Raw genomic sequence first — 25,908 nt, forward strand, 5'->3', positions numbered from 1 at the left:
GCTTAGTCTTTCACAAAGAGCTTTCGCTCGATATTGCACAGGGCTTCGGCGGGGCCGTTTTCAGTGATAAGAATGGTTTCCGTGGTCTCAAGCCCCCAGCTGTCCATCCATAGCGCAGGCATGAAATGGAAAACCATGCCCGGTTGCAGAATGGTCTCGTCTTCGGCGCGGATCGACGCTGTCCGTTCGCCCCAATCTGGCGGATAGCTCAGGCCGATAGGGTATCCCATGCGCCCCTCCCGTTCGAGTCCGTGACGGGCAAGAACCTTAAGAAAAGCGGTTGCAATGTCGCTTGTCCGATTGCCAGCCCGTGCAGCCTCTAAACCCGCCGCTATCCCTTCGATCTGCGCGCGTTCCGCGTCCCGCATTTCTGGCGGCGGAGTGCCAAGAAATACCGTGCGGCAAAGCGGAGCGTGGTACCGCCGATAGCAGCCTGATAGTTCGAAAAATGTTGCCTCACCTTCTTTCATCGGCGCGCCATTCCATGTCAGGTGCGCGGCAGTGGCATCCAGCCCTGAGGGTGTCAAAGGGACAATGGCCGGGTAATCCCCCCAATCATCCTCAACCCCGGTAATCCCGGCATGAAGGATATCTGCGACAAGGTCGTTCTTGCGCACGCCCACCGCGGCGCGATCAATGGCCGTTTGGATTACTTTTTCGGAAATCCGGGCCGCCTTTCTAATAAAGACAATTTCTTCTTCCGACTTGATCAGACGCTGCCAGTTCACAAGTGCCGTCGCATCCACCAGCGTCGCTTCGGGCAATTCCTTGCCCAAAACCTCGTGTGCCTTTGCGGAATAGTAATAGTTCTCCATCTCAACGCCGATGCGGGCGGTGCTCAGCCCGAGTGCGCGAATGTGGCCAGCCAGATCCTGCATGGGATGGCGTATGGTTGATTGAACGTAGTGGTCTGCATAGCCGCGAATGTTGTCCCTGGACATCCAGCATGTGCGCAACCCACCCAATGCATCCATCTGGCGTCCCCACCAAATCGGCTCACCTTCCATGCCGAGCAATACGCCCTGATGCACGTAAAAGGACCAACCATCATAGCCAGTCAGCCAAGCCTGGTTCGAAGGGTCGGTGACAAACAGTAGCTCTAACCCCGCTTTTTCCATAGCGCTTCGGGTCTTGGCGATCCTGCGGTCATATTCCGCTTGGCTGAAGGGGGCGTGTTCAATCGGCATGGCATCCTCGGAGGCTGGATATGACACGTACTTGAGCGCAATCTTACCAATTTGTACACAAATGAACTTGTAAGCGATACCTGAACCGAAACCCCTATTAGAAGTTATTGGGTTATCTAACGAGGAGATCATGGTACGCGTACAGGGTATTCGCCCTCAGCATCGAAGGACGCAGTAGAATAGAGCGCTGGAAGCATGCGAAGTCCCTGTTCGGTGGTTAGTGCGCTTCCGAAACCGCGCCAAAAGTCATGAGCCACCGAGGGTCATGAGAAAGTTCTTCAGACCTCATCTGATCGCGGTTTTCGCGGGCCAATCGACTATTTGTGCGGTTTTATGCTGCGCCTGAGCGAGGATCGGCATTTCTCCGCTGGATATGATTGCAAGACGGCAACGGTGGCACCTGATCTCGCGCGCGGCATGGTGCAGAGGGTCGGTGTCTTGGGGCACAGTGAAGGCTCGCTGCCAAACCCCAGATGTCCAAGGACTCAATCAATGCTACACACTGCGCCCACCTGTCGAGAGGCGGCCCCTTGTTTCGATGCATGTCGATCCAGCGCGCTCGACACCAACGGCATTCTCAATTCAACGCGTGCCGCGTCCCCTGTGGTGAACGAGGCAGAGTGTCAAAGCCTGCGCAACTCGGCCGGTCAGAGGAAAGCGCGCAATCTTTGGGGAATGGTTGCGTGGGGTTTGTTGGTGATAGTCCAAATCGCTGCGTACGCCGCCATGTTCTATGGCGTGTTGGTTATGCATATCTCGCTGCTTCCCTACGTATTTCTGGTAGCACTGACAGTCTTATTCTGGCTGGGCTACGATTGCATTCGCGATATGCGCAAGGATGCTTCATCAGCTAACAGTCAAAGTTAGATATCCTTTCTTACCTGAATGACTTCGGGTCAATGACAGTCAATATCTGTGGCCAAACTGCCGGGCCCAGTGGAATGTAAGTGTTGCCCTTCGTGATTTCCTTGGGGCAGGGCGCATTCAGGTTCAAGACACACCCTGGCAACAGGCATCTTTCACGAAAGTCAGTGACAGAGCCGGTTGACAACAGGTTTTGTATTTTGGATACATTTGTCAGGGATATCGCAACGACCTGTATTGTCACTGAACGCTCTGACGACAAAGAGCCCTGCGATTGTCTTGCCAAGTCCATTTCTGGGAGAAAATCATGAAACTCAATCTTCTGGCCGCAACCACGGCAATAGCCCTGTCGGGTGCCGTGGCACAGGCAAATACCCTGGTGTATTGTTCCGAAGGTTCACCCGAGGGGTTTGACCCTGCACTGTTTACCGCAGGAACTACCTTTGATGCCTCGTCGCATCCTATTTACAACCGGTTGCTTGAATTCGAAACCGGTACAACCAATGTGATCCCCGGTCTGGCTGAAAGTGTCGAGGCCAGTGATGATGGCCTGGAATACACGTTCAAGCTGCGCCAGGGTGTCAAATTCCATTCGAATGACGAATTCACCCCGACCCGCGACTTCAACGCTGATGACGTAATCTTTTCCTTCATGCGCCAAAAGGACGAGAACCACCCCTATAACCAAGTGTCTGGCGGCACGTGGGAATACTTCCAGGGTATGGGGATGCCGGATCTGGTCTCTTCTATCGAAAAGATTGATGACTACACGGTGAAGTTCACCCTGTCCAAGCCAGAGGCACCCTTTGTTGCGAACATGGCGATGGATTTTGCATCGATCATGTCAGCCGAATATGGCGATGCTATGATGGCTGCCGGAACGCCTGAAAAACTGAATACTGCACCCATCGGGACCGGGCCTTTCTCGTTCGTGGCCTACCAAAAAGACGCGGTGATCCGCTATGCGGCCAATGGCGATTATTGGAAAGAACCGGCGCAGGTCAAAAACCTGATCTTTGCCATTACGCCGGACGCGTCTGTTCGTTACCAGAAGCTGAAAGCTGGCGAATGCCATGTGATGCCTTACCCGAACCCGGCTGACATTCAGGCGATGAAGGATGATGCAGACATCAACATGATGGAGCAGGAAGGGCTGAACGTCGGGTATCTGGCTTACAACACCACGATGGCGCCGTTCGACAACCCCAAGGTTCGCAAAGCGTTGAACATGGCGATCGACAAGCAGGCGATCATCGACGTGGTTTTCCAGGGTTCAGGCCAGGCTGCCAAGAACCCGATCCCGCCAACCATGTGGAGCTATAACGACGCTATCGTGGACGATCCATACGATCCCGAAGCGGCCAAGGCTATGCTTGATGCCGAAGGTGTCACAGACCTGTCGATGAAGATCTGGGCGATGCCGGTTCAGCGCCCCTACAACCCCAATGCCCGCCGCATGGCCGAGCTGATCCAGGCGGATTTTGCCAAGGTTGGTGTGGGCGTCGAAATCGTCTCGTACGAATGGGGCGAATACCTGTCACGCTCGAAAGAACTGAACCGCGATGGTGCTGTTTTGCTGGGCTGGACCGGGGATAACGGCGATCCGGACAACTTCCTGGCCGTTCTGCTGGGCTGTGACGGGGTCGAAGCATCTAACCGTGCACAATGGTGCCACCAGCCGTTCGAGGATCTGATCCTGAAAGCCAAGCAAAGCACCGATCAGGCCGAGCGGACCAAGCTGTATGAACAAGCGCAGGTCGTGTTCAAAGAGCAGGCCCCATGGGCAACCATTGCTCACTCGGTTGTATTCATGCCGATGAGCAACAAGGTGCAAGGCTACAAAGTGCACCCGCTGGGCGGCCACATCTTCTATGGTGTGAGCGTCGAGTAAGCCACCACTCACTCACCGGAGCCGCCTGTTTGGCGGCTCCGGCTTTCTTATTGAGGAGGTCGGCCTGAATGCCGGATCTGTCCGAATATCGTCAACTGGCACGGGACCTGTCAGTCGACGCAGTAGCTCTTGTGCCTGGCCCGAACTTCACCCGCGCTTTGGGAAAAGCTTTCATGAGCCACGAGCGGCCTTTCGTGGTTATTGTCCCGGCTGAGGGACAGGCCGCAGCGATTGTGCCCAATCTGGAACTGGCGTCATGGGATCTTGTAGGGTTCGAGGGCGCTGTTTTCGATTGGCGCGATCAGACCGGTTATGATGATGCGTTTACTGCTTTGGCCGCACATATGCCGATCCGCTCTCTTGCGGTGGAAGGTCAGGTGATGCGGGTTTTTGTCTCTGTGGCTTTCACACGTGCTATGCCGGACTTGCGGATCGTTGACGGTGAACGCGAAATCTCGGGCCTGCGCATTATCAAAACCGATGAAGACATTGCTGCGATGCAGGCGGCCATCGATATCTCGGAACGTGCTCTGGGTCGTGTGATTGCAGATGTGCGCGTCGGTCAGACTGAAAAACAGGTCGAGCAGGCCCTGATACAGGCGCTGTTTGCAGAAGGAGCCGAGTCTCTGGCGTTTTCGCCAATCGTTGCGGCTGCCGACAACTCTGCACGGCCGCATGGGAAAGCACGCGGCGACTACCAGATCAGGGCAGGCGACGCGTTACTGTTCGATTTCGGCGCCTGCAACGATGGTTTTGCCGCTGACATCACGCGAACCTTCTTTGTTCAAGACGTATCGGACGAGGGTAGGGAAGTCTACGATACCGTTCTGCGCGCCAACAAAGCCGGGTTCGAAGCTTGCCGCCCGGGTGCAACGGCCCATGACATCGACGATGCGGTCATCAGCGTGCTCGAGGCCTCGCCATTTGCGGATCGTATACGTACCAAAACGGGCCACGGGCTTGGCCGGGATGTGCACGAGGCACCTTATATCATGCGCGGAAACCACCAGAAAATTCTGCCGGGCATGGTCTGGACGAATGAACCAGGTCTCTACGCGCTCGAAAGTTTTGGCGTTCGCATCGAAGATGACGTGCTTGTCACTGTGGATGGTTGCCGGTCGCTGACCCATTTCCCCAAAGAGCTTACAGTCATAGGTCGCTGATGTTTGGTTACTTACTCACCCGCATTGGCCTGTTCGTCCCGACTTTTCTGGGCGTGACGTTGATCTCATTCATGTTCATCCGGGTGTTGCCGGGTGATCCGATCATCGTCATGGCCGGCGAGCGTGGCATGACTGAAGAACGCTATCAGGAAATGGTAGAAAAGCTGGGTTTCGACAAACCGGTGTTGCAGCAATACTGGGAATACCTTGCCGGAGTTTTGCAGGGCGATCTCGGCGAAAGCTTTGTCACAAAAAAACCGGTCTGGGAGGAGTTCTTTTCGCTGTTCCCCGCGACAATGGAACTTTCGCTCTGCGCCATGATCTTCGCCATCGCATTGGGTCTGCCTGCCGGTGTGATTGCGGCGGTGAACCGGGGGAAGTTTTTTGACAGGGCACTGATGTCTTCGGCATTGGTCGGGTATTCGATGCCCATCTTCTGGTGGGCGCTGCTGCTGATCATCGTGTTTTCGGGCAATCTTGGCTGGACACCGGTGTCCGGTCGGATCGACCTGCTTTATTACTTCCCAAGTGTCACTGGCTTTATGCTGATCGACAGTCTTTTGTCCGGGCAGGAAGGCGCATTCGGGTCGGCCGTTCGTCATCTGATCCTTCCGACGATTGTGCTGGGTACTATTCCGCTGGCAGTGATCGCGCGTCAGACCCGGTCGGCGATGCTGGAGGTTCTGGGCGAGGATTACATCCGCACTGCACGTGCAAAAGGGTTGTCGCCGACCCGGGTAAACGGGCTGCATGCGCTACGTAACGCGCTGATACCGGTTGTCACGGTGATCGGGTTGTCGGTTGGTACGTTGCTGGCGGGGGCAATTCTTACTGAAACCATCTTCAGCTGGCCGGGCATCGGCAAGTGGATGGTCGATAGTATTTTCCGCAGGGATTACCCGGTGGTGCAAGGGGGTTTGCTGATGATCGCGGTGATCGTGATGCTGGTGAACCTGCTGGTCGATGTTTTGTACGGCATCATCAACCCCAAAATCCGGAGACGATGATGACCGAGCTTTCGTCGACCCAGCCAATAGCCGAAAACCGTCCCAGCGCACTGCGCGAGTTCTGGTATTACTTCAGCGAAAACCGCGGTGCCGTGATCGGGTTGTGGGTCTTTGCAGGATTTGTGTTCTGTGCGGCCTTTGCCCCTTTGCTGGCCCCCTATGATCCGACCGAACAGTTCCGCGACCATATCCTGCAACCCCCTGCCTGGCAGGAAGGTGGAAGTTGGGCCTTCCCCTTGGGTACCGATCCTTTGGGCAGGGATATGCTGTCGCGGCTGATCATGGGGTCACGCTATTCCTTCTTTGTGGGGATCGTTGTGGTCTGTGTTGCCGTGACGGGCGGCGTAATGGTCGGCCTTGTGTCGGGTTTTGCGCCCAAATGGGTTGATACATTGATCATGCGGGTGATGGACATCGTCCTGGCTTTCCCGTCTCTGCTGCTTGCCCTTGTTCTGGTCGCCATTCTGGGCCCATCACTGACCAACGCGATGATCGCCATCGCCATCGTGTTTCAGCCGCATTACGTGCGCCTGACCCGCGCGTCGGTTCTGGCGGAACGGCAGAAAGACTATGTGACCTCGGCCCGTGTGGCCGGTGCGGGCAAGTCGCGGCTGATGTTCATCACGGTATTGCCCAATTGCCTGGCTCCGATCATCGTGCAGGCGGCCCTGTCTTTTTCGACTGCTATTCTGGACGCGGCGGCCCTTGGGTTTCTGGGCATGGGCGCGCAGCCTCCCACGCCGGAATGGGGCACCATGCTGGCTGAAGCGCGCGAGTTCATCCTGCGCGCATGGTGGGTTGTCACCTTCCCCGGTCTCGCAATCCTGGTCACCGTACTTGCCATCAACCTGATGGGCGACGGGTTGCGCGACGCGCTGGACCCGAAACTGAAGCGGAGCTGATCGCATGAGCCTTTTGCAGATCCGTAATCTGACTGTCGAGTTCGCCACATCTTCGGGCAGTTTCCGCGCCGTGGACGGTGTCGATCTGTCGGTCGACAAAGGCGAATTGCTGGCCATCGTTGGCGAAAGCGGTTCAGGCAAGTCCGTGTCGATGCTGGCACTGATGGGCCTGCTGCCCTGGACCGCCACGATCACCGCCGATGAGATGAGTTTTGAGGGCCGTGACCTGTCCGGTATCTCGGCCCGCGAACGGCGCAAGATCATTGGCAAGGACATGGCGATGATCTTTCAGGAACCGATGTCCTCGCTGAACCCCTGTTTTACTGTCGGGTTCCAGATCAAAGAGGCATTGCGCATCCACCTTGGCCTGAACCGAAAGGAACGTCATGAGCGTGCGGTCGAATTGTTCGATCAGGTTGGCATTCCCGCGCCTGAAAGCCGCCTAAATACCTTTCCGCATCAAATGTCGGGGGGCATGAACCAACGGGCTGTGATCGCGATGGCCATTGCCTGCAAGCCCAAGCTGCTGATCGCGGATGAACCGACCACTGCGCTGGACGTGACCATTCAGGCGCAGATTCTGGATCTGTTGATCCAGTTGCGTGATGAGCATGACATGGGCCTTGTTCTGATCACCCATGACATGGGCGTCGTTGCGGAAACCGCCGAGCGGGTTCAGGTGCAATATGCCGGGCAAAAGGTTGAAGAACAGCCTGTCAGGGATTTGTTCCGAACCCCCCGCCATCCCTATACCACGGCCCTGCTAAGTGCTTTGCCGGAGCGGGCGACGTCCAAGATTCTGCCGACGATTCCAGGTGTTGTCCCGGGGCAATTCGACCGTCCAAAAGGATGCCTTTTCAGCCCACGGTGCCGCTTTGCCGATGCGACCTGCGCCCAGACCCCGCCGACCCCTCATGCCGAGGCATTTGGCAAGGCGCGCTGCCACCATGTTGAAAAGATTGCCGCCGGAGAGCTGGTATGACCACACCTATCGTTCAGGCCAACGCCCTGACCCGGTTTTACACGGTCAAAGGCGGGTTGCTGTCCAAGCCCGCAACCGTAAAGGCACTGTCGGGGGTGGATTTCGACCTGCAACCGGGAAAAACACTGGCCATTGTCGGAGAGTCAGGCTGTGGCAAGTCTACGCTGGCCAGACTGATCACAATGATCGAAGAACCAACCTCGGGCAGCCTGACGATCAACGGGGTCGACATTACCCCTTCGCAATGGAGCAAGATGCGAGAGACGGTGCAGATCGTTTTTCAAGACCCTTATAGCTCGTTGAATCCGCGTCAGCGTATTGGCCAGATCTTGCAGGAACCGCTGATTATCAACCGGCCACAGATGACGGCCGCCGAGCGTGAAATGCAGGCACGCAAGATGATCGAGATGGTGGGCCTGCGCCCGGAACATTATGACCGCTATCCGCATATGTTCTCGGGTGGGCAGCGCCAGCGGATCGCCATTGCGCGGGCGCTTATGCTGGACCCCAAGGTGCTGGTTCTGGATGAACCTGTCTCGGCGCTGGATGTGTCGATTCAATCGCAGATCCTGAACTTGCTGGTCGATCTTCAGGAACGGCTGAACCTAGCCTACCTGTTCATTTCACATGACTTGTCGGTTGTCCGGCATTTCGCCGACGACGTGATTGTCATGTATCTGGGGCGCGCGGTTGAAAAAGGCCCGAAAGAGCAGCTGTTCGCGGCACCCCGACATCCGTACTCCAAGGCGTTGCTCTCCACGACGCCTCGTGCCGACCCGGATGCCCGGAAAGAGCGGATCAAGCTGGAAGGCGAATTGCCGTCACCGATGAATATCCCTAAAGGATGCGCTTTTGCGCAACGATGCTGGCTTGCGACTGATCAGTGCAGGCAAACATTGCCTGAACTGGATGACGAAATCCATCAGGTCGCGTGTCTGCATCCTCTTTTCTGAAGAACAAGATGGCCAACGAAAACGCCCGGGCCAAAGGACCGGGCGTCAGGAAATCCGCACGTCCTTGAAGGCGTCAGAGCCCCCATTTCTCGCGGTTTGCTTCAAAAAAGCCTTCCGCTTTTTTCACTTCGATCCAGTTGTTCACATAGTTGATCCAGATCTGATCGCCTTGTGGCAGGATCATCGCAATCGGCGAAGGTGATCGGGGGCCGGCGTTTTTTACGCGGATAACAGGAAACTTCTCCTCAAGGGTCGAGCCCTCGATGTTCGACGTTATGAATACATCAGCACGACCGGCGATTACTTCCTGATACCCGCGGGCGGGGGCCTCGACCACCTTGATCTCGGCGTTTGGGAACCATTCACGGACCCGTTTTTCGAATGTGGTGCCCAAAGTCGTCGCGACCTTCACACCGGCCTGATTGATCGAGTCATACCCGTCGAACTTGTCGGCCTTGTCCTTGGTTGTGTAGGGGAAGAGTTCCACCGAGATATAGCTGTCGGAAAAACCGGCAACTTTCATGCGCGGTGGTGAAATCGATGCAGACCCGGTCAGGTGGTACTTGCCTGCCACCACACCGTTGACCAGTGTTTTCCAGTCCGTGGGGACAAATTCGACCTCAACCCCAAGATCGGCGGCCAATGCATTCATAATGTCGATGTCGTACCCTTTGTAACTGTTGGTTGCCGGGTCGCGCAGTGTCATAGGGTTCCAGTCACCTGTGGTCCCAACCTTGAGAACGCCGGAATCCAGCACCTCGTTCAGCGCAGATTGCGCCTGTGCGGAACCTGACAATACAAGCCCCAACACGGCGACCGCCGCGGCTTTCCAAAAAACGCTCATAGGTATCTCCCGTTGGTGGCGTTACGACCTTGTGATTGCAATCCTCATTGATTTCAGTCCAAAGGGAAAGATAACCTCAAGAAAATATTACAATGGGGCAAAAACGGGGGCAGTTCAGCATATGCCAGGCGCCGCAATCGAGCTTGTGGGCGTGAATAAGTGGTATGACACGTTTCATGTTCTCAAGGACATTAACCTGACGGTCAGCAGCGGCGAAAAGGTGGTGATTTGCGGGCCTTCAGGGTCAGGCAAATCCACCGTCGTTCGATGTATCAACCGGTTGGAAAAACACCAAAAAGGTATCATTCGGATAGATGGGGTTGACCTGACGGATGACGCAAAGTCAACGGCAACCATCCGGTCCGATGTCGGGATGGTCTTCCAGCAATTCAATCTGTTTCCGCATTTGACCGTTTTGGAAAACCTGACTTTGGGTCCGATCAAAGCGCGCGGCCTGAGCCGGAAGGACGCGGAGGAAAAAGCGCGCCGTTATCTGGATCGTGTTCATATTCCCGATCAGGCGGACAAAAAGCCCATGCAGTTGTCCGGAGGTCAGCAGCAACGTGTGGCGATTGCACGATCCTTGTGCATGGAACCGCGCGTGCTGTTGTTCGATGAACCCACGTCGGCGCTGGACCCCGAGATGATCTCGGAAGTGTTGGAAGTTATGGTTGAACTGGCAAATGAGGGCATGACCATGGTGGTTGTGACCCACGAAATGGGATTTGCCCGCAAAGTTGCCGACAAGATGGTCTTCATGGATGCCGGTGAGATTGTCGAAGAAGGCAAGCCGGAGCATTTCTTTACCAACCCTCAGTCTGACCGCTGTCGCAAATTCCTGTCTCAGATTCTGCAGCACTGAGAGGGGCAGATGAAAAAACTTCTACTAATCGTACCTTTGCTGCTGGCAGGCTGTTCTTCATCCCAGACCTGGGGCTGGTATGTGATCGACCCGACTACAGCATCGGGGTGGATCAATGTGAAATTCCTGATCTCGGGGATGGGTGCAACGATTCAGATTTCACTGATCGCCGCCGTGCTGTCGATCGTCATCGGTTTGCTGGTGGCCCTGCCGGGATTGTCCGAAAAACGTGGCTGGCGGCTGGTCAACCGTGTCTACGTTGAATTCATTCGGGCCATTCCCTTGCTGCCGATGCTGTTTTGGGTCTTTTACGGCTTGCCCATCGTGTTCAAGTCGATGGGCATGAACGTACCAATTGACCCGTTCTGGGGTGCAATCATCACCCTGGCGATTTCCGACAGCGCCTTCACTGCGGAAATTTACCGAGCAGGCATTCAATCCATTGCGCGCGGTCAAAGCGAAGCGGCGCAGACCATCGGGCTGAACTATGTGCAGACCATGCGCTACGTGATCCTGCCGCAGGCAATCCGGCGCATTCTGCCGCCCTTGGCAAACCAGTTCATCTACATCGTAAAGATGAGTGCATTCGCCAGCGTCATCGGGATGCAGGAACTGACCCGCCGCGCGAATGAGCTGGTGGTTACGGAATACCGCCCGTTGGAAATCTATACCCTGTTGATCTTTGAATACCTGATCCTGGTTCTGATCATCAGTGCGGGTGTGCGCTGGCTGGAGCGTCGCATGGGCGCGGACGAGCGCGGATAAGGAGAATTGATATGGACTGGAAAGCTTTCATGGCCGAGACCGAGGCCAATATCGGAACTTTTTCGCAGGAAGTGCCCGAAACCGTGCGCGGCTTTGGCATCATGGGCAAGGCCGCCAAGACCAATGGCGCACTAAGTGAGAAAACCAAGGAATTCATGGCCCTTGGCATCGCCATTGCGACCCGCTGCGACAGCTGCATAGGGTTTCACGTGCGTTCCCTTGTCCGGCTGGGTGCAACCCGAGACGAGATGTGCGAGGCATTGGCGATGGCGACCTATATGGGCGGCGGGCCGTCTTATGCTTACAGCGCCAAAGCGCTGAAGGCTTATGATGTGTTTTCCGGGTAATTGCCGCGCATAGCATTAATGCGGGTTGTGATCAGGCGTTTGGTTCCGGTTTCATTTGCCCCATGCCTCCCGCGTTTTCTTCTGCGGTTTTGCGAATAATTGCACCGATTTTCAGAAGGTTTTCGCCCAGCGGGTTGGTCTTTCGCCAGATCAGGCCGATGGTTCGGGTTGGTGGGGTGTCCTGAAAGCGGGCGATGGACACGTCGGCAGACCGGGTTTCCAGCCCCACGGCCATTTCCGGTATCAGCGTCACACCGATGCCCGCCCCGACCATCTGTACCAGTGTGGACAGAGAACTGCCCTCCATAATGTGCTGCGGTTCGATATTGCGGATCGAACAGAAGGAAAGCGCCTGATCTCTGAAACAATGCCCTTCTTCCAGCAACAACAGCCGCATGGTTCTGAGCTGTGACGAACTTGGCATTGGCAACCCGGCGTCCCGCGCCGGGCGAACCAGCAGAAAGTCTTCGCTAAACAACGAAAATTCTCGAAGGCTGGGTTCCGAGACAGGCAAAGCGACAACAGCAAAATCCAGCCTGGAGTCCAATATTTCGCCGATCAGGGTTTGGGTGATGGTCTCTTTGGGCTCGATCGTCAGCTGTGGGAATCGTTGCGACAGTGCCTTGATGATTGATGGCAGCAAGTAAGGCGCGACCGTGGGGATGACCCCGATTCTGATGCGACCCGACAAGGGACCGGCGGAAGATTGCACAAGATTCCCCAAATCCTCGACTCGCGTCAGGATTTCGCGGCCATGTTTTAGGACATCTTCGCCAAGCGCGGTCAGGCGCGTCTCGCGCGCTGCGCGTTCGACCAAGGGGCCACCCATGATGGCCTCCAGCTCTTTGATTTGTATGGAAAGCGCGGGCTGCGATATCGCGCTGGCCGCCGCCGCCTTTCCAAAGTGACCGTGGGTGGCAAGTGCTTCGAAGTAGCGCAGGTGTTTAAGCGTGAGTGACTTCATAGGAAAAACTAATCGCAACGATAGTAATTACAAATTTCCAATTATCGAAACCGTAAGGTACGAGTCAAGACATCTGAACCCCTCGGTAAATACTCAGGAGATTTACAATGGACGGTAATCCCCACAATCACCAATCCGGCGGCTGCCCAGTCTTGCATGGCGGCAACACGGGTACGGGCAACTCTGTCACCAAATGGTGGCCGGATGCGCTGAATCTGGACATTCTGAGCCAGCACGACACGCGCACCAACCCGATGGACGCGGATTACAACCACCGCGAAGCAGTCAAAGGGCTGGATTTCAACGCTGTCCGTGCTGACGTCGAAGCGTTGCTGACCGACAGTCAGGACTGGTGGCCAGCCGATTGGGGCCACTATGGCGGCCTGATGATCCGACTGGCGTGGCACTCTGCCGGGTCGTACCGCCTGGGGGATGGTCGCGGCGGCGCAGGTTCGGGCAACATCCGTTTTGCACCGCTGAACTCGTGGCCGGACAATGCCAGCCTTGATAAAGCGCGCCGTCTGCTCTGGCCGGTGAAAAAGAAATACGGCAACGCGCTGTCCTGGGCAGACCTGATTGTTTTGTCGGGAACGGTTGCCTACGAATCCATGGGTCTGAAGACCTTTGGCTTTGGCTTTGGTCGCGAAGATATCTGGGGCCCGGAAAAAGACGTCTATTGGGGGTCGGAAAACCAGTGGCTGGCCCCGTCCGAGAACCGCTATGGCGATCTGGAAACCCCCGGAACGCTGGAAAACCCGCTGGGTGCGGTGCATATGGGCCTGATCTATGTGAACCCAGAAGGTGTGAACGGCAACCCGGATCCAGCAAGAACTGCGCTGCACATCCGTGAAACCTTTGCCCGCATGGCGATGAATGACGAAGAGACCGCCGCTCTGACCTGTGGCGGTCACACGGTCGGCAAAGCGCATGGCGCGATGGCGGGTGATCATATCGGCGCCGAACCCGAGGCCTGCCCGGTTTCCGGTCAGGGTTTGGGATGGGACAACCCCGATCAAAACGGCAAGGCAACCAACGCGTTCACGTCTGGTATCGAGGGTGCGTGGACGAAAAACCCGACCAAATTCGACATGGGCTTTTTCGATTACCTGTTCGGCTATGAGTGGGAATTGGGTAAATCGCCCGCGGGTGCACAACAGTGGCAGCCTATCGACATGCCGGAAGATGAAAAGCCGGTCGACCCGACCGACCCTTCGGTTCGGCGTATGCCGGTCATGACCGATGCGGACATGGCAATGAAGATCGATCCGATTTACAACGCGATCTGTCAGAAGTTCATGGCTGACCCGGATTACTTTGCTGACACTTTTGCCCGCGCGTGGTTCAAGCTGACCCACCGCGATATGGGGCCACGTGTCAACTATTATGGCCCAGACGTCCCGTCAGAAGAGCTGATCTGGCAGGACCCGATCCCTGTCGGTTCGACCGGGTATGACGTCGATGCCGTCAAAGCAAAGATCGCCGACAGTGGTCTGACCGCGGTCGAGATGATCACCACCGCGTGGGACAGTGCCCGTACCTTCCGTGGCTCGGACAAACGCGGCGGCGCAAATGGTGCGCGTATCCGTCTGGCACCACAGAAAGACTGGGCAGGGAACGAGCCCGAGCGTCTGGCAAAAGTGCTGGGCGTGCTGGAGCCGATTGCAGCGGAAACCGGGGCCTCGATCGCCGACGTGATCGTTCTGGCGGGTAACGTCGGTCTGGAACAGTCGATCAAAGCCGCAGGCTTTGACGTGACGGTTCCGTTCTCGGCTGGTCGCGGCGACGCAACGGATGAGCAGACCGATGCCGATAGCTTCTCGGTGCTGGAGCCGTTGGCGGACGGGTTTAGAAACTGGCAGCTGAAGGAATACGCGGTTTCACCCGAGGCGATGATGCTGGACCGCGCGCAACTGCTGGGTCTGACCGCAGCCGAAATGACGGTTCTGGTGGGTGGCCTGCGTGTGCTGGGCGCCAATCATGGCGGCTCGGCGCATGGGGTCTTCACGGATCGCGCGGGTCAGTTGACCACCGACTTCTTCGTCAACCTGACGGATATGTCGCTCAGCTGGCACCCGGTTGACGGCGGCACATATGAGCTGCGTGATCGCGCCTCGGGCGAGGTCAGGTTCACAGCAACCAGCGCGGATCTGGTCTTCGGCTCGAACTCGATCCTGCGTGGCTACGCCGAGGTCTATGCCCAGGACGATAATGCCCAGAAGTTCGTGCGCGACTTCGTGGCGGCCTGGACCAAGATTATGAACAACGACCGGTTCGATCTGGTAGCCTAAGTCAAAAATCGTCAGGCGAGGGAAACCTCGCCTGATAATGTGTTCGGGTAGACATCTGGTAGTGCCCGATTATCCCGCGCTCACATTCTGTTTTTGAACACCCAGGCCTTCGATGCCCAATTCCATCGTGTCGCCGGGTTTCAGATAGACTTGCGGGTTTTGCCCCATGCCCACACCTGGCGGAGTTCCGGTCGAGATCACATCACCCGGTTGCAGGGACATGAATTGCGACAGGTGTGAGATCACAGTTGCCACCCTGAAATGCATCGTCCGGGTCGAGCCGTCCTGATAACGGTGGCCGTTGACCTCAAGATACATCGGCAGATTCTGAGGGTCTGCAACCTCGTCCCGTGTTACCAGCCATGGACCGATGGGGCCGAATGTGTCTGCCGATTTGCCCTTGACCCACTGCCCCGAGCGGTGAAGCTGAAAATCACGTTCCGACAGGTCATTGACCACACAATAGCCCGCGACGTGATCCATCGCTTCGGCCTCGGAGATGTATTTCGCTTCCTTGCCGATCACCACGCCCAATTCGACCTCCCAGTCGGTCTTGACGGACCCGCGCGGGATTTCCACCGTATCGTTTGGCCCGATAATGGCCGATGTCGCCTTGAAAAAGATCACAGGTTCCTGCGGCAACTCCATACCGCTTTCTGCCGCGTGGTCGGCATAGTTCAGGCCGATGCAAATGAACTTGCCCACTTGGCCGACACACGCCCCTAAACGGGTGTTGCCTTCAACCATCGGCAAATCCTGTGGATCCAGCGCGCGCAGCCGCGCCAAACCTTCGTCGCTCAGAACATCACCCGATATATCGTCGATGACGCCTGACAGGTCGCGAATTGTGCCATCGTCGTGCAGCAACCCGGGCTTTTCAGCACCCAAGGCGCCAAACCGCAGTAGTTTCATATTGTGATCCCTTTCAGCTTAAGTCGCCCATCCGCCATCAATGGCAAAGGGCTGACCAGTGGTAAACGCGCTGCTTTCACTCGCAAGGTAGAGCGCCAGTTCGGCAATCTCGTCCGCGGTCCCAATGCGCCCCATCGGCTGGCGGGCGATGAAATCCGTCATCGCCTTTTCGTAATCGCCCGTCGCCCTCAAACGCTCGTGCAGGCTGGGGCTGTCGACGGTGCCGGGGCAGATGGCATTACACCGGATGCCCTGCGTGACGAAATCGGCGGCGATCGACTTGGTCAGGCCAATTACGGCAGCCTTTGATGCGCAATATACAAACCGGTTTGGAACGCCCTTCATCGACGATGCGACCGAGGACATATTGATGATCGACCCCCCGCCGTTTTTCAACATCACGGGCAGGGTCAGACGGATCAGGCGATACATAGCCTTCACATTAAGATCGAAACTGAAATCCCAGTCGTCCTCTTCGCACTCAAGAATGGTGCCGTTTGCCACGTAACCCGCGCAATTGAACAGGATATCCAACGGTGGCAATTCAGCCACGGCACGTTTTACGGCATGCGCGTCTGTCACGTCGAGATGGATTGGAGAGATCCTGTCGATCTCCGAAAGCCCGGCCAAAGTGGTTTCGTTGATGTCGCTTGCAAAGACATGCGCGCCTTCGGCTGCGAACAGTTCGGCCGTGGCACGTCCGATGCCCTGCCCAGCGGCGCTGATGAATGCGGTTTTGCCTTTTAGTCGGTCAGAAGGCTGATGCGATGTCATTCTGGTCCTCATGATTTTCCCGAAGCCGGGTGGTGTGTTGGGGATAACTGCCTTGTTGTTCGCGCCTCAGGGAAAAGATTGGGCAGGTTCAGCGGGCGCAAAGCAGTGCGTGTTTGGGGTTCGGTGCGGCACCGTCAAATCCTGATGTGATAAGCCTTTGCCGCATTCCCTCCGAGGATGGCCGCACGGTCATTGGAGGAAAGTGCGCTTAGCAGTTCGTCGGTTGCATCTATCCATCGTTCATAGCTGCTGGCCAATGTGCAGACCGGCCAGTCGCTGCCCCAGATCAACCGCGATGGTCCGAACGTGTTCAGTAGGTGATCCACATAGGGGTACAGGTCCCGAACCGTCCAGTCAGGTGCAGCTTCGGTGACAAGACCGGACAGTTTGCAGAACGCGTTGGTGTCCCGCGCGATGGCGGCCATGTCTTCGGCCCACCCGTCAAATGCACCGTCCCGGATCAGAGGTTTCGAGCCATGGTCAATCACAACCCGCATGTCCGGGTGCTGTGTCAGAAGGCGACGCAACGGCCCCAGGTGCCGGGGCAGGGTGAGGGCATCGAAAGTCAGATCTTTAGATTGGATGGCCTCAAAGGCAGGTCTCAGGGCTGCGCCGAGCATCCAGTTCGGATCAGCGATATCCTGAATCATTGGCCGCAGACCAACCAAAGCGGGATGAGTGGCTAGTCTGATGATTTGTGCACGCGCATCAGGGGCGTCGAAACCGACCCAGCCAACCACACCTTTGATAAAAGGTGTCTTGTCCGCCAGTGACAACAGGTACTTCGTTTCGGCGACGGTCGACGCTGCCTGAACCAGAATTGTCCCGTCGATGCCCTGTGCTTGCAACAATGGCGCAAGATCACCTGGCCCGAAGTCCCGGTAAATCTGGCCCAAATCCGGTGTCAGCCACCCATAGTCACCACGTGCCAGCGCCCAAAAATGCTGATGGGCGTCGATCTTCATGCAATCACGCCTTTCTTCAGGATGATGTTGCCGTACAGCCTGCGCTCGCCGGTCTGAATGATGGCAAATGCGGATGCCGCGCGTTGGTAGAAGTCGAACCGGTCCAGACCCTGAATTTGCGCGGGGTTGTCAGCCTGCGCGTCGATGATCTTTTGGAAATCTGCGACGGCCTCGGGCACGGCTTCGGGATCACCTACAACCTGCATGGTCAGCGCGGGGTCGGGCACGAATGTATCCAGCGGCATGACAGACAACACCGCGCCAAGCAGGTCGCTTGCTGTTGAACCATCCGCACGGATGCAGTCGGGCCCAAGGCTTGAGCCCGGGAAATTGGCGTCCGCAATAACGATGTCATCGCCATGGCCCATGGCACGCAGGGCGTACAGCAACTCAGGAGACAACAGCGGGTCGAGGTTACGCAGCATTGACAGGTTCCTTGGGCAAAGGGGCATCTGACCGGATCAGGCCTTCGGTACGCAGGTCTGACCAAAGCTGGGCGGGGATAGTCCGCTCCAGCAGGGCGACATTGGCTTGAACCTCGGCCGCATTGACGGCGCCCGGAACAACCGTTTTCACGGCGGGGTGTCCCAGAACAAATTGCAGCGCGGCTGCGATCAGCGGTGTGTCATGGGCCGCACAGACAGTTTCGATCCTGCGCACCCGTTCAAGAATATCCTCAGGCGCATCGGAATAGTTATACTTGGCCCCAGGCACCGGTCCGGTGGCGAGGATACCTGAGTTATACGGCCCGCCCAGAATGATGCCCACATCGCGTTTCTCGCAAAGTGGCAGAAAACTGTCCAAAGCTTCCTGCTCCAAAAGCGTATACCGACCTGCCAGCAGGAACCCGTCGAAATCGCCAAGACCCAGCAGTTTTTCGCAAACCTGCCATTCATTCACGCCGGCGCCAATCGCAGCGATCTCACCTGCATCGCGCAGTTCAACCAGCGCCTTGTACCCGCCGCCATCGAACAACTCGCGTACTTTGGCGTCTGACATTTCCTGACTGCCCTGACTGAAAGCGCAGACGTCATGCACCAGAAGAATGTCCGCATTGGCAACACCTGTCCGGTCCCGGCTTGCCTCATATGACCGCATGACGCCGTCATAGGTATAGTCGAACACAATGCGTTTCTGCGGAACGTCCACAAACGCTTCGGGTGTCACCTCATGTGGTTCGCAATCCAACAGCAGACGACCGATTTTGGTTGATAGCTGAATGTTCTCACGCCCAAACCGCCTGATCGCTTCGCCAAAGCGATACTCGGACCGCCCCAACCCGTATTGCGGCGCGGTGTCGAAGAACCGGATGCCTGCGTCAAAAGCGGATTGCAAAGCAGCCTGCGCATCAGCTTCCGAGACTTTGCGATAAAGATTGCCCAAGGGCGCGCCGCCAAACCCCATACGGGTCAGCGGTACAGGCCGGGACGTCCTGTTGTTCAGAAGGGCGGTTTGCGAAACGGTCATCCTGCCTCTCGGGTGTTTTGGGGGTTTAAATTGAACAGTTGCGGTCTTTCCTGTTGCAGCCGTTCGATCCGAGGCATCAGTTGCCCAAGGTGATGGCGCATGGCGTCTTGTGCCGCACGTTCGTCATGGGCGCTGATGGCGTCGAATATCGCCCGGTGTTCGGCCAGTGTTTCCGCGATGCGGCCGGGTGTCGGCAACAGCAACATCCGCGCGCGGCTGACCTGTAACGACACGGTCTGTGCCACGTCCGGGAGGCGAAGCATCCCGGTGAATGCCATCAACAGGGCGTGGAATTCCTCATCTGCGTGATAGAACCCGGCAATGTCTTCATCTTCGATCAACAGCTCTTGCAGGCGCACATTGCGGCTCAGCTTTTTGCGCTGATCTTCGGTCAGGTCACGCGCTACCTTGGCCACTGTTGCCAGCTCCAGGGCCTCTCGCAGAAAGGCCCCTTCGCGAATTTCATCCATCGAGAAATAGGACACGCGTGTACCCGATTGCGGCACCACATCCACCAGCCCTTCGGCGGCAAGCCTGGTTATGGCGTCCGCGACAGGTGCGCGGGACACACCCAACTGCGCGCAGATCGGCGCCTTGCGAAGGTTAGCGCCGGGGGGGAAATCCAATGCCAGGATCGCCTGTTTGATGGATTGGTAAACGCGCTGCGCGAGCGACCCCTCAAATGTTGAAATGTCGGGCAGGCGGGTGGCGTCAATGTCATATGGGTGGTTCATGAATCTGAACTATCATACTAACATGTTAGTTGACAATAGCAGATTATCCCCGTAGCTCTGTGGCGAACAAGCGGGGATTCCATGCACCCAGTTTCCAAGAACAAAACCCCAGGCGGCCCGGCCCGTGACACAATCCGGTTGAACCCGGATGACAACGTGATCATCGCGTTGCGCGACCTGAAGGCCGGCGCACAACCGGACGGGCTATCGCTGCAGCTTCCCACGGAAATCGCACGCGGGCACAAGATCGCCACCGTCCCGATTGCGGCAGGTGAGAATGTGATCCGCTACGGACAGATCATAGGTCAGGCCACAGCGGATATCGCCATGGGCGAGCATGTTCATGTCCATAATCTGGGTATGGGGGCGCATCAGCAGGACTACGCATATGCAAGCGCGAACACGCCACTGCCAGAGATTTCAGGCGACCGTATCTTCCAGGGTTTCCACCGCGCCGATGGCAGGGTCGGTACGCGCAACTACATCGGCATTTTGACAACGGTGAATTGCTCAGGCTCCGTGGCGCGGTTCATAGCCGAAGCCGCCGAGAAACGGGGCTTGTTGGACGCGTACCCGAATGTGGACGGCATCGTTCCGATCGTTCATGGCACTGGATGCGGCATGTCGGGCAAAGATGAAGGCTACGCCACACTGTTTCGGACATTGGCTGGGTATGCCCAGCACCCGAATTTCGCCGGTATCCTGCTGATCGGTTTGGGGTGCGAAGTGATGCAGGTGGCCGATCTGGTTGGGGGTCGTCCGATCCGTCCTGATGGCGTGCTGCGTTACATGACCATTCAGAGTGAGGGCGGCACACGCCGTACCATTGAACGTGGATTGAACGAGCTGCGGGGGATTGCCGACCTCGCGAACAAGGCCGAACGCAAACCTGCGCCGATCAGTGCGATAACGGTTGGAATGCAATGCGGCGGGTCAGATGGCTATTCCGGGATCACCGCCAATCCTGCTTTGGGCTATGCGTCGGATCTGTTGGTGCGGCATGGCGGTACGACGATCCTGTCCGAAACCTCGGAAATCTATGGCGCGGAACACCTTTTGACCCGGCGGGCCGAGACCGTTGAGGTCGGGGAAAAGCTGATCGAACGCATTCGCTGGTGGGAGGGATATACTCACCGCAACGGCGGCGAGATGAACAACAACCCAAGCCCCGGCAACAAGCGCGGCGGGTTGACGACCATTCTTGAGAAATCGCTTGGCGCCGTCGCCAAGGGCGGCACCGCGCCCTTGCGCGGTGTTTACAAGTTCGGTGAGAAAATCGACAAGGCCGGCTTTGTTTTCATGGACAGCCCCGGTTTTGATCCATGCTCGGTCACGGGGCAGGTGGCGTCAGGTGCGAACCTGATCGTGTTCACCACCGGGCGGGGCTCGGTTTCGGGATATCAACCAACACCCTGCATCAAGCTGGCAACCAACTCCGAAATGTATGCCCGGATGTCGGAAGACATGGATCTGAACTGTGGGGATATCGTCACAGACGGTGTGAGCATTGAGGCAAAAGGCGAAGAGCTGTTCGAAATGCTGATCCGCGTCGCATCGGGTGAACAAACAAAAAGCGAAGAACTTGGCTTTGGTGGGGTCGAATTTGTGCCCTGGCAAATCGGCGCGGTGATGTAGGCGGCACCACCCCTTGGGGAGAAAGGTGTTTGGGAGGATAAATGACAAAACTGGTCGACATGTCGGGGATCGAGAAACACTTTCCCGGAGTCCATGCGCTGAAATCAGTGCAGTTCGATCTGGTGCCCGGCGAAGTTCACGCGCTGATGGGCGAGAACGGCGCGGGCAAAAGCACGCTGATGAAAATCCTCTCGGGGATATATCAGCGCGACGGCGGCACATTGCAAATCGAAGGGCGTGATGCAAACCCAACCACGCCACGCGAGGCGCAGGCTTTGGGTATCGGCATCATCCATCAGGAACTGAGCCTGATGAATGATCTGACGGTGGCACAGAATATTTTTATCGGCCGCGAACCTCGCAAACGGTTTGGCCGACTGAACGATGCTGCGTTGAATGTACAGACGGCCGAGATTTTTGCGTCCATGAACCTAAACCTCGACCCCAAGGCGCAGGTCGGCAGCTTGACCATTGCGAAACAACAGATGGTCGAGATCGCCAAGGCCCTTTCTTACCGGTCCAGGGTTCTGATCATGGATGAACCGACCGCGGCCCTGAACGATGCTGAAATTGCCGAGCTGTTCGTGATCATCCGCCGTCTGAAGGCTGAAGGCGTGGGAATTGTCTATATCAGCCACAAAATGGATGAGCTGAAGCAGATTGCTGACCGGGTTACGGTGATGCGCGACGGAGAATACGTTGGCACCGTTGACGCGGCAGCAACGCCGATCAGCCAGATTATCGCGATGATGGTAGGTCGCGAAGTCAAGGAAGAGCCGCTGGTTCCCCCCGATCTGAGCGATGCGGAAGTTTCGCTGGAAGTGACCGGGCTGTGTCGGGGTCACGAAATCCGCGATGTCAGCTTCTCGGTGCTGAAGGGTGAGATATTGGGCTTTGCCGGGTTGATGGGTGCCGGACGTACCGAAGTTGCGCGGGCAATCTTCGGGGCAGATCCGAAGGATAGCGGAGAAATCCGGGTGCATGGGCAGGTGGTCTCGATCCGCACGCCATCCGATGCCGTCAAGGCGGGCATTGGCTATCTTTCCGAGGATCGCAAGCATTTCGGCCTGGCCACCGGGATGAGCGTTCGCGACAATGTTGCACTGGCGTCGATGGATATGTTCACCGGACGTGTCGGTGTTCTGAACGATGGTGAAATCAGCACGACGGCCAAGGGTTACATCACGCAGCTGGGCATTCGCACGCCTTCGGACACGCAGGAGGTACGCCTGCTGTCCGGCGGCAATCAGCAGAAAGTTGTCATTGCCAAATGGCTGCTGCGGGATTGCGATATCCTGATTTTCGATGAGCCCACGCGCGGTATCGACGTGGGCGCAAAATCTGAAATCTACAAGCTGCTGGAAGAACTGGCCGGTCAAGGCAAGACGATCATCGTGATTTCGTCGGAACTGCCCGAGATCATGCGCCTAAGCCATCGCATTGCCGTGATGTGCGAAGGCCGACTGACCGGCATTTTGCCGGGCGGCAAAGCCACCACTCAGGAAGACATCATGCATTTGGCGACGCAGCGGGCGGCGGCGATGCAGATAACAGGAACAGCGTAATGACCTCAGCAACGGATATCGAAAAGAAAAGCCCGCTGGCGGGGCTCTCGGAAAGCGGCGCCTACCAAAAGCTGCTGGCCTTCGCCAGCTTGATTGCCTTGCTGATCGGGTTTTCAATCGCGTCGCCGAACTTCATGCAAACTTCGAACATGATCGCCATCTTGCAGGCGACATCGGTCAATGGGGTGCTGGCGGTTGCTGCAACACTGGTCATCATAACTGGCGGGATCGACCTCTCCGTGGGAACTCTGATGACGTTCTGTGCCGTCATCGCCGGTGTCGTGCTGACCTATCTCGGAATGCCACTGTTGTTGGGGGTTACGGCAGCGATTGCGGCGGGTGCGTTCTGCGGGCTGTGCTCGGGCACCTTTGTCGCCAAGATGAAAATCCCGCCCTTCATTGCCACGCTGGGTATGATGCTGATCCTAAAAGGGTTGTCGCTGGTGATTTCCGGCACGCGGCCCATCTACTTCAACGACACGCCGGGCTTTGACCAGATTTCGCGCGGGTCGCTGATCGGAGAGGTTTTTCCCGCATTGCCGATCCCCAATGGCGTGCTGATCCTTTTCCTTGTTGCCATTGCAGCTTCGTACATTCTGGGGCGCACGGTTCTGGGCAGATACACCTTTGCGCTGGGATCAAACGAAGAGGCGGTGCGCCTATCGGGGGTGAATACCGATCTTTGGAAAATGCGTATTTACGCTCTGGCAGGTGGGATCTGCGGTATCGGTGGAATTCTGATCGCGTCGCGACTGAATTCGGCGCAGCCCGCGTTGGGGCTTGGCTACGAGCTGGAAGCCATCGCTGCCGTCGTGATCGGGGGCACGTCCCTGTCCGGTGGGCGTGGTACAATCCTTGGAACCCTGATCGGTGCCCTGATCATGGCAGTTCTGACCAATGGTTTGCGAGTGCTGTCCGTCGCGCAGGAATGGCAGACCGTTGTCACCGGCGCGATCATCATTCTGGCCGTTTACGCCGATATGGCGCGGCGCAGGAAGACAGGTTGAACAGTCACAAGAATCAGAAACGAAGACCAACTGGAGGAGAAGACATGTTAACACGTCGTTTCATTTTGGGGGCCCTGAGTGCGGCCAGCCTTTCGATACCTGCAACTATGTCATCAGCGGAAGACATATATATTCCGCTGGTGTCCAAAGGGTTTCAGCACCAGTTCTGGCAGGCGGTAAAGTCCGGTGCGGAACAGGCCGCCGAAGAATACGGTGTCACGATCACCTTTGAAGGCCCGGACAACGAAACCATGGTGGATCGTCAGATCGACATGCTGGCGGCGGCCTTGGCCAATAACCCCAAGGCCATCGGTTTTGCCGCTCTGGACAGCCAGGCCGCCATTCCACTGCTTAAGCAAGCTGATGAAAAAGGCATTCCGATCATCGCTTTTGACAGTGGCGTTGACAGCGACATTCCGGTTTCAACAGCAACAACGGATAATCAGGCCGCGGCTGCGCTGGCTGCGGACAAGATGGCCGAGATGATTGGCGGCAAAGGCAAAGTGGCCGTTGTTGCGCATGACCAGACCAGCCGCACAGGCATCGACCGGCGCGACGGCTTCGTCAATCGCATTGCCGAAAAATACCCGGACATCGAAGTTGTCACGGTTCAATACGGTCAGGGTGACCACCTGAAATCGACCGAGGTGACCAAAGCGATCCTGACGGCGAACCCCGATCTGAATGGCATCTTCGGCACCAACGAAGGCTCGGCCATCGGTGTGGTGAACGGGGTGCAGGAACTGGGGACCGAGGGGCTGGTCATCATCGGATATGACAGTGGCAAGGCCCAGAGAGATGCGATCAAAAGCGGGCTGATGGCGGGTGCAATCACTCAGAATCCCGTGGGCATCGGGTATGAAACCGTCAAGGCTGCTGTGGCCGCGATGAAGGGTGAAGAAGTTCCTGCCCTGATTGATACCGGGTTCTACTATTACGACGCATCCAACATCGACGATCCGAAGATCGCGGCAGTGCTGTACGACTGATCTTCATTGTCATACTTGTTCCTGGCTCTTGGTTCTCCAAGGGCCAGAAGCTTGTCAGAATCCCTGCATTAGCATGTCGACGCCGGCGGTGATCTGCGCAAAGTGATCATCAAGGTTGTTGACCGGCGATTTTAGAAGGCCCACCGGAACAGCAGCCATGAATTGGGTTGCCATAACAAACGGTTTGCCCTGGATATCAAAGACGGGATTGAGCCGGGTGGCTGGGATCGGCGCGGTCGCTTCGGGAAGCAGTGGCACGACGACGCGTGTGTTCAACCCGCTCAGCAGATCGCTCTGGATGTCCAGAAGATACCCTTCACCTGACGGGTTGGGGAACACGTCGTATTTTGGCATCAGAACTGTCGGTAGGTGTCCAGCGGTAAGCCATTACGCTCGACATACGCGTTGGAACTCTCAAGTGCGGCCTTGTTTTCGGCTTTCCAGCGTTCAGCTTTTGCACTGGCGACTGCGGCCCGAATGCCGTCTTCGGCTGCGCGGGAAAGATTGATCTTCAGATCCCGCGCCTCAGACAGCATATCGCCATCCAGTGATAGATTTGTCGATCTACGAGATGGAGCATTCATTTGATTACCCTCAGATATGCGCCATTCTACCATCACACGGTATGCGCGTCAAACATGCGCATATTACGTGAAAAGCGGAAGCCCTCTGTTCAGCGGTACGTGGCAATCAGGAGGTTTTTGGCCTGAAAAGAGCTTTGCGCTCAGTTCTTGCCTCCCCGGTTATTCTGCGACTTTTTGTTTGTGTTTATTGAACTGTTGGTCGAAGAGGTTTTTGAAGGGTCCGTTTTTCTGCATGAGTTGGTCGAGGTTTCCCTGTT

The 25,908-nt window shown here is 56.9% G+C and carries 25 protein-coding genes; 14 read left to right on the plus strand and 11 right to left on the minus strand.

All coding sequences use genetic code 11. The annotated features are described in order from the left end of the window. Positions 1 to 2 precede the first annotated feature (2 nt). On the minus strand, positions 3 to 1,187 hold the full coding sequence (locus tag ACR0EK_RS18595) for a M24 family metallopeptidase (RefSeq protein ID WP_480488824.1): 1,185 nt from the start codon (positions 1,185 to 1,187) through the stop codon (positions 3 to 5). A gap of 1,171 nt (positions 1,188 to 2,358) precedes the next feature. On the opposite strand from ACR0EK_RS18595, the gene ACR0EK_RS18600 reads away from it, so the two are divergent. The 6 genes from ACR0EK_RS18600 to ACR0EK_RS18625 all read left to right on the plus strand — a co-directional run bounded on the left by ACR0EK_RS18600 (position 2,359) and on the right by ACR0EK_RS18625 (position 8,949). Continuing rightward, complete coding sequence (locus tag ACR0EK_RS18600; RefSeq protein ID WP_480900982.1) at positions 2,359 to 3,942, plus strand: ABC transporter substrate-binding protein; 1,584 nt, start codon at positions 2,359 to 2,361, stop codon at positions 3,940 to 3,942. A gap of 68 nt (positions 3,943 to 4,010) precedes the next feature. Continuing rightward, entirely contained in the window at positions 4,011 to 5,105 is a 1,095-nt protein-coding gene (locus ACR0EK_RS18605; protein ID WP_480900981.1) for a M24 family metallopeptidase, read from the plus strand. Beyond that, on the plus strand, positions 5,105 to 6,112 hold the full coding sequence (locus tag ACR0EK_RS18610; RefSeq protein ID WP_480477613.1) for an ABC transporter permease subunit: 1,008 nt from the start codon (positions 5,105 to 5,107) through the stop codon (positions 6,110 to 6,112). Before ACR0EK_RS18605 ends, ACR0EK_RS18610 begins: the two co-directional genes overlap by 1 nt. After that, a complete protein-coding gene (locus tag ACR0EK_RS18615) occupies positions 6,112 to 7,014 on the plus strand; it encodes an ABC transporter permease subunit (RefSeq protein WP_480833306.1) in 903 nt (300 codons plus the stop codon). The genes ACR0EK_RS18610 and ACR0EK_RS18615 overlap by 1 nt, the downstream gene beginning before the upstream one ends. 4 nt (positions 7,015 to 7,018) lie before the next feature. Beyond that, a complete protein-coding gene (locus ACR0EK_RS18620) occupies positions 7,019 to 7,996 on the plus strand; it encodes an ABC transporter ATP-binding protein (RefSeq protein WP_480900979.1) in 978 nt (325 codons plus the stop codon). Next, positions 7,993 to 8,949 (plus strand): dipeptide ABC transporter ATP-binding protein, encoded by a 957-nt coding sequence (locus tag ACR0EK_RS18625; RefSeq protein ID WP_480900977.1) that lies wholly within the window; start codon positions 7,993 to 7,995, stop codon positions 8,947 to 8,949. The genes ACR0EK_RS18620 and ACR0EK_RS18625 overlap by 4 nt, the downstream gene beginning before the upstream one ends. Positions 8,950 to 9,022: 73 nt before the next feature. On the opposite strand, the gene ACR0EK_RS18630 is transcribed toward ACR0EK_RS18625, so the two are convergent. Then, positions 9,023 to 9,793 (minus strand): transporter substrate-binding domain-containing protein, encoded by a 771-nt coding sequence (locus ACR0EK_RS18630; protein ID WP_480488837.1) that lies wholly within the window; start codon positions 9,791 to 9,793, stop codon positions 9,023 to 9,025. 121 nt (positions 9,794 to 9,914) lie between these two features. On the opposite strand from ACR0EK_RS18630, the gene ACR0EK_RS18635 reads away from it, so the two are divergent. From ACR0EK_RS18635 to ACR0EK_RS18645, 3 genes are read left to right on the plus strand one after another with little or no spacing between them, the layout of a single operon-like run. Further along, the gene (locus tag ACR0EK_RS18635) at positions 9,915 to 10,655 is read left to right on the plus strand and encodes an amino acid ABC transporter ATP-binding protein (protein ID WP_480900975.1); all 741 of its coding nucleotides are present in this window, start codon (positions 9,915 to 9,917) and stop codon (positions 10,653 to 10,655) included. A gap of 9 nt (positions 10,656 to 10,664) precedes the next feature. Next, positions 10,665 to 11,420, plus strand: a complete 756-nt coding sequence (locus tag ACR0EK_RS18640; protein WP_267365874.1) for an amino acid ABC transporter permease — start codon at positions 10,665 to 10,667, stop codon at positions 11,418 to 11,420. Positions 11,421 to 11,431: 11 nt separating this feature from the next. Further along, positions 11,432 to 11,767 (plus strand): carboxymuconolactone decarboxylase family protein, encoded by a 336-nt coding sequence (locus tag ACR0EK_RS18645; protein ID WP_480484652.1) that lies wholly within the window; start codon positions 11,432 to 11,434, stop codon positions 11,765 to 11,767. A 31-nt stretch (positions 11,768 to 11,798) separates the two neighbouring features. On the opposite strand, the gene ACR0EK_RS18650 is transcribed toward ACR0EK_RS18645, so the two are convergent. Then, entirely contained in the window at positions 11,799 to 12,731 is a 933-nt protein-coding gene (locus ACR0EK_RS18650) for a hydrogen peroxide-inducible genes activator (RefSeq protein WP_480914955.1), read from the minus strand. A gap of 107 nt (positions 12,732 to 12,838) precedes the next feature. Here ACR0EK_RS18650 and katG point away from each other — a divergent pair, with 107 nt between their 5' ends. Then, a complete protein-coding gene (gene katG / locus ACR0EK_RS18655; RefSeq protein WP_480968025.1) occupies positions 12,839 to 15,019 on the plus strand; it encodes a catalase/peroxidase HPI in 2,181 nt (726 codons plus the stop codon). A 69-nt stretch (positions 15,020 to 15,088) separates the two neighbouring features. Here katG and ACR0EK_RS18660 read toward each other — a convergent pair whose 3' ends face one another. From ACR0EK_RS18660 to ACR0EK_RS18685, 6 genes are all read right to left on the minus strand, one after another. After that, positions 15,089 to 15,931 (minus strand): fumarylacetoacetate hydrolase family protein, encoded by an 843-nt coding sequence (locus ACR0EK_RS18660; RefSeq protein ID WP_480968026.1) that lies wholly within the window; start codon positions 15,929 to 15,931, stop codon positions 15,089 to 15,091. A gap of 18 nt (positions 15,932 to 15,949) precedes the next feature. Further along, the gene (locus tag ACR0EK_RS18665; protein WP_480968027.1) at positions 15,950 to 16,705 is read right to left on the minus strand and encodes an SDR family oxidoreductase; all 756 of its coding nucleotides are present in this window, start codon (positions 16,703 to 16,705) and stop codon (positions 15,950 to 15,952) included. A 134-nt stretch (positions 16,706 to 16,839) separates the two neighbouring features. After that, on the minus strand, positions 16,840 to 17,670 hold the full coding sequence (locus ACR0EK_RS18670; protein ID WP_480560416.1) for an amidohydrolase family protein: 831 nt from the start codon (positions 17,668 to 17,670) through the stop codon (positions 16,840 to 16,842). Beyond that, complete coding sequence (locus ACR0EK_RS18675; protein WP_480484658.1) at positions 17,667 to 18,095, minus strand: RbsD/FucU family protein; 429 nt, start codon at positions 18,093 to 18,095, stop codon at positions 17,667 to 17,669. The genes ACR0EK_RS18670 and ACR0EK_RS18675 overlap by 4 nt, the downstream gene beginning before the upstream one ends. After that, positions 18,085 to 19,137: an aldo/keto reductase gene (locus ACR0EK_RS18680; protein ID WP_480900969.1), complete on the minus strand. Its 1,053-nt coding sequence runs from the start codon at positions 19,135 to 19,137 to the stop codon at positions 18,085 to 18,087. Before ACR0EK_RS18680 ends, ACR0EK_RS18675 begins: the two co-directional genes overlap by 11 nt. Further along, a complete protein-coding gene (locus ACR0EK_RS18685; protein ID WP_209506849.1) occupies positions 19,134 to 19,871 on the minus strand; it encodes a GntR family transcriptional regulator in 738 nt (245 codons plus the stop codon). Before ACR0EK_RS18685 ends, ACR0EK_RS18680 begins: the two co-directional genes overlap by 4 nt. Before the next feature lie 81 nt (positions 19,872 to 19,952). On the opposite strand from ACR0EK_RS18685, the gene ACR0EK_RS18690 reads away from it, so the two are divergent. Genes ACR0EK_RS18690 through ACR0EK_RS18705 form a run of 4 tightly spaced genes read left to right on the plus strand, consistent with a single transcriptional unit; the run spans position 19,953 to position 25,067 of the window. Next, entirely contained in the window at positions 19,953 to 21,506 is a 1,554-nt protein-coding gene (locus ACR0EK_RS18690) for a UxaA family hydrolase (protein WP_480914959.1), read from the plus strand. Between the two features lie 41 nt (positions 21,507 to 21,547). Continuing rightward, positions 21,548 to 23,071 carry a sugar ABC transporter ATP-binding protein gene (locus ACR0EK_RS18695; RefSeq protein WP_480508298.1) on the plus strand — a complete coding sequence of 508 codons (1,524 nt, stop codon included), beginning with the start codon at positions 21,548 to 21,550 and terminating at the stop codon, positions 23,069 to 23,071. Next, complete coding sequence (locus ACR0EK_RS18700) at positions 23,071 to 24,078, plus strand: ABC transporter permease (RefSeq protein ID WP_267367339.1); 1,008 nt, start codon at positions 23,071 to 23,073, stop codon at positions 24,076 to 24,078. The genes ACR0EK_RS18695 and ACR0EK_RS18700 overlap by 1 nt, the downstream gene beginning before the upstream one ends. A 44-nt stretch (positions 24,079 to 24,122) precedes the next feature. Continuing rightward, positions 24,123 to 25,067: a substrate-binding domain-containing protein gene (locus ACR0EK_RS18705; RefSeq protein WP_480871461.1), complete on the plus strand. Its 945-nt coding sequence runs from the start codon at positions 24,123 to 24,125 to the stop codon at positions 25,065 to 25,067. A gap of 54 nt (positions 25,068 to 25,121) precedes the next feature. On the opposite strand, the gene ACR0EK_RS18710 is transcribed toward ACR0EK_RS18705, so the two are convergent. Both ACR0EK_RS18710 and ACR0EK_RS18715 read right to left on the minus strand, forming a co-directional pair. Beyond that, entirely contained in the window at positions 25,122 to 25,421 is a 300-nt protein-coding gene (locus tag ACR0EK_RS18710; RefSeq protein WP_480900961.1) for a CcdB family protein, read from the minus strand. Next, positions 25,421 to 25,651: a type II toxin-antitoxin system CcdA family antitoxin gene (locus tag ACR0EK_RS18715; RefSeq protein WP_480871459.1), complete on the minus strand. Its 231-nt coding sequence runs from the start codon at positions 25,649 to 25,651 to the stop codon at positions 25,421 to 25,423. Before ACR0EK_RS18715 ends, ACR0EK_RS18710 begins: the two co-directional genes overlap by 1 nt. Between the last annotated feature and the right edge of the window lie 257 nt (positions 25,652 to 25,908).

This window comes from Ruegeria sp. AE4 (assembly GCF_056542185.1).

Bases quoted from the DNA above. Each gene is read 5' to 3' on its own strand.
- ACR0EK_RS18595 (WP_480488824.1), bottom strand. From the start codon at position 1,187: ATGCCGATTGAACACGCCCCCTTCAGCCAAGCGGAATATGACCGCAGG.
- ACR0EK_RS18600 (WP_480900982.1), top strand. From the start codon at position 2,359: ATGAAACTCAATCTTCTGGCCGCAACCACGGCAATAGCCCTGTCGGGT.
- ACR0EK_RS18605 (WP_480900981.1), top strand. From the start codon at position 4,011: ATGCCGGATCTGTCCGAATATCGTCAACTGGCACGGGACCTGTCAGTC.
- ACR0EK_RS18610 (WP_480477613.1), top strand. From the start codon at position 5,105: ATGTTTGGTTACTTACTCACCCGCATTGGCCTGTTCGTCCCGACTTTT.
- ACR0EK_RS18615 (WP_480833306.1), top strand. From the start codon at position 6,112: ATGACCGAGCTTTCGTCGACCCAGCCAATAGCCGAAAACCGTCCCAGC.
- ACR0EK_RS18620 (WP_480900979.1), top strand. From the start codon at position 7,019: ATGAGCCTTTTGCAGATCCGTAATCTGACTGTCGAGTTCGCCACATCT.
- ACR0EK_RS18625 (WP_480900977.1), top strand. From the start codon at position 7,993: ATGACCACACCTATCGTTCAGGCCAACGCCCTGACCCGGTTTTACACG.
- ACR0EK_RS18630 (WP_480488837.1), bottom strand. From the start codon at position 9,793: ATGAGCGTTTTTTGGAAAGCCGCGGCGGTCGCCGTGTTGGGGCTTGTA.
- ACR0EK_RS18635 (WP_480900975.1), top strand. From the start codon at position 9,915: ATGCCAGGCGCCGCAATCGAGCTTGTGGGCGTGAATAAGTGGTATGAC.
- ACR0EK_RS18640 (WP_267365874.1), top strand. From the start codon at position 10,665: ATGAAAAAACTTCTACTAATCGTACCTTTGCTGCTGGCAGGCTGTTCT.
- ACR0EK_RS18645 (WP_480484652.1), top strand. From the start codon at position 11,432: ATGGACTGGAAAGCTTTCATGGCCGAGACCGAGGCCAATATCGGAACT.
- ACR0EK_RS18650 (WP_480914955.1), bottom strand. From the start codon at position 12,731: ATGAAGTCACTCACGCTTAAACACCTGCGCTACTTCGAAGCACTTGCC.
- katG (WP_480968025.1), top strand. From the start codon at position 12,839: ATGGACGGTAATCCCCACAATCACCAATCCGGCGGCTGCCCAGTCTTG.
- ACR0EK_RS18660 (WP_480968026.1), bottom strand. From the start codon at position 15,931: ATGAAACTACTGCGGTTTGGCGCCTTGGGTGCTGAAAAGCCCGGGTTG.
- ACR0EK_RS18665 (WP_480968027.1), bottom strand. From the start codon at position 16,705: ATGACATCGCATCAGCCTTCTGACCGACTAAAAGGCAAAACCGCATTC.
- ACR0EK_RS18670 (WP_480560416.1), bottom strand. From the start codon at position 17,670: ATGAAGATCGACGCCCATCAGCATTTTTGGGCGCTGGCACGTGGTGAC.
- ACR0EK_RS18675 (WP_480484658.1), bottom strand. From the start codon at position 18,095: ATGCTGCGTAACCTCGACCCGCTGTTGTCTCCTGAGTTGCTGTACGCC.
- ACR0EK_RS18680 (WP_480900969.1), bottom strand. From the start codon at position 19,137: ATGACCGTTTCGCAAACCGCCCTTCTGAACAACAGGACGTCCCGGCCT.
- ACR0EK_RS18685 (WP_209506849.1), bottom strand. From the start codon at position 19,871: ATGAACCACCCATATGACATTGACGCCACCCGCCTGCCCGACATTTCA.
- ACR0EK_RS18690 (WP_480914959.1), top strand. From the start codon at position 19,953: ATGCACCCAGTTTCCAAGAACAAAACCCCAGGCGGCCCGGCCCGTGAC.
- ACR0EK_RS18695 (WP_480508298.1), top strand. From the start codon at position 21,548: ATGACAAAACTGGTCGACATGTCGGGGATCGAGAAACACTTTCCCGGA.
- ACR0EK_RS18700 (WP_267367339.1), top strand. From the start codon at position 23,071: ATGACCTCAGCAACGGATATCGAAAAGAAAAGCCCGCTGGCGGGGCTC.
- ACR0EK_RS18705 (WP_480871461.1), top strand. From the start codon at position 24,123: ATGTTAACACGTCGTTTCATTTTGGGGGCCCTGAGTGCGGCCAGCCTT.
- ACR0EK_RS18710 (WP_480900961.1), bottom strand. From the start codon at position 25,421: ATGCCAAAATACGACGTGTTCCCCAACCCGTCAGGTGAAGGGTATCTT.
- ACR0EK_RS18715 (WP_480871459.1), bottom strand. From the start codon at position 25,651: ATGAATGCTCCATCTCGTAGATCGACAAATCTATCACTGGATGGCGAT.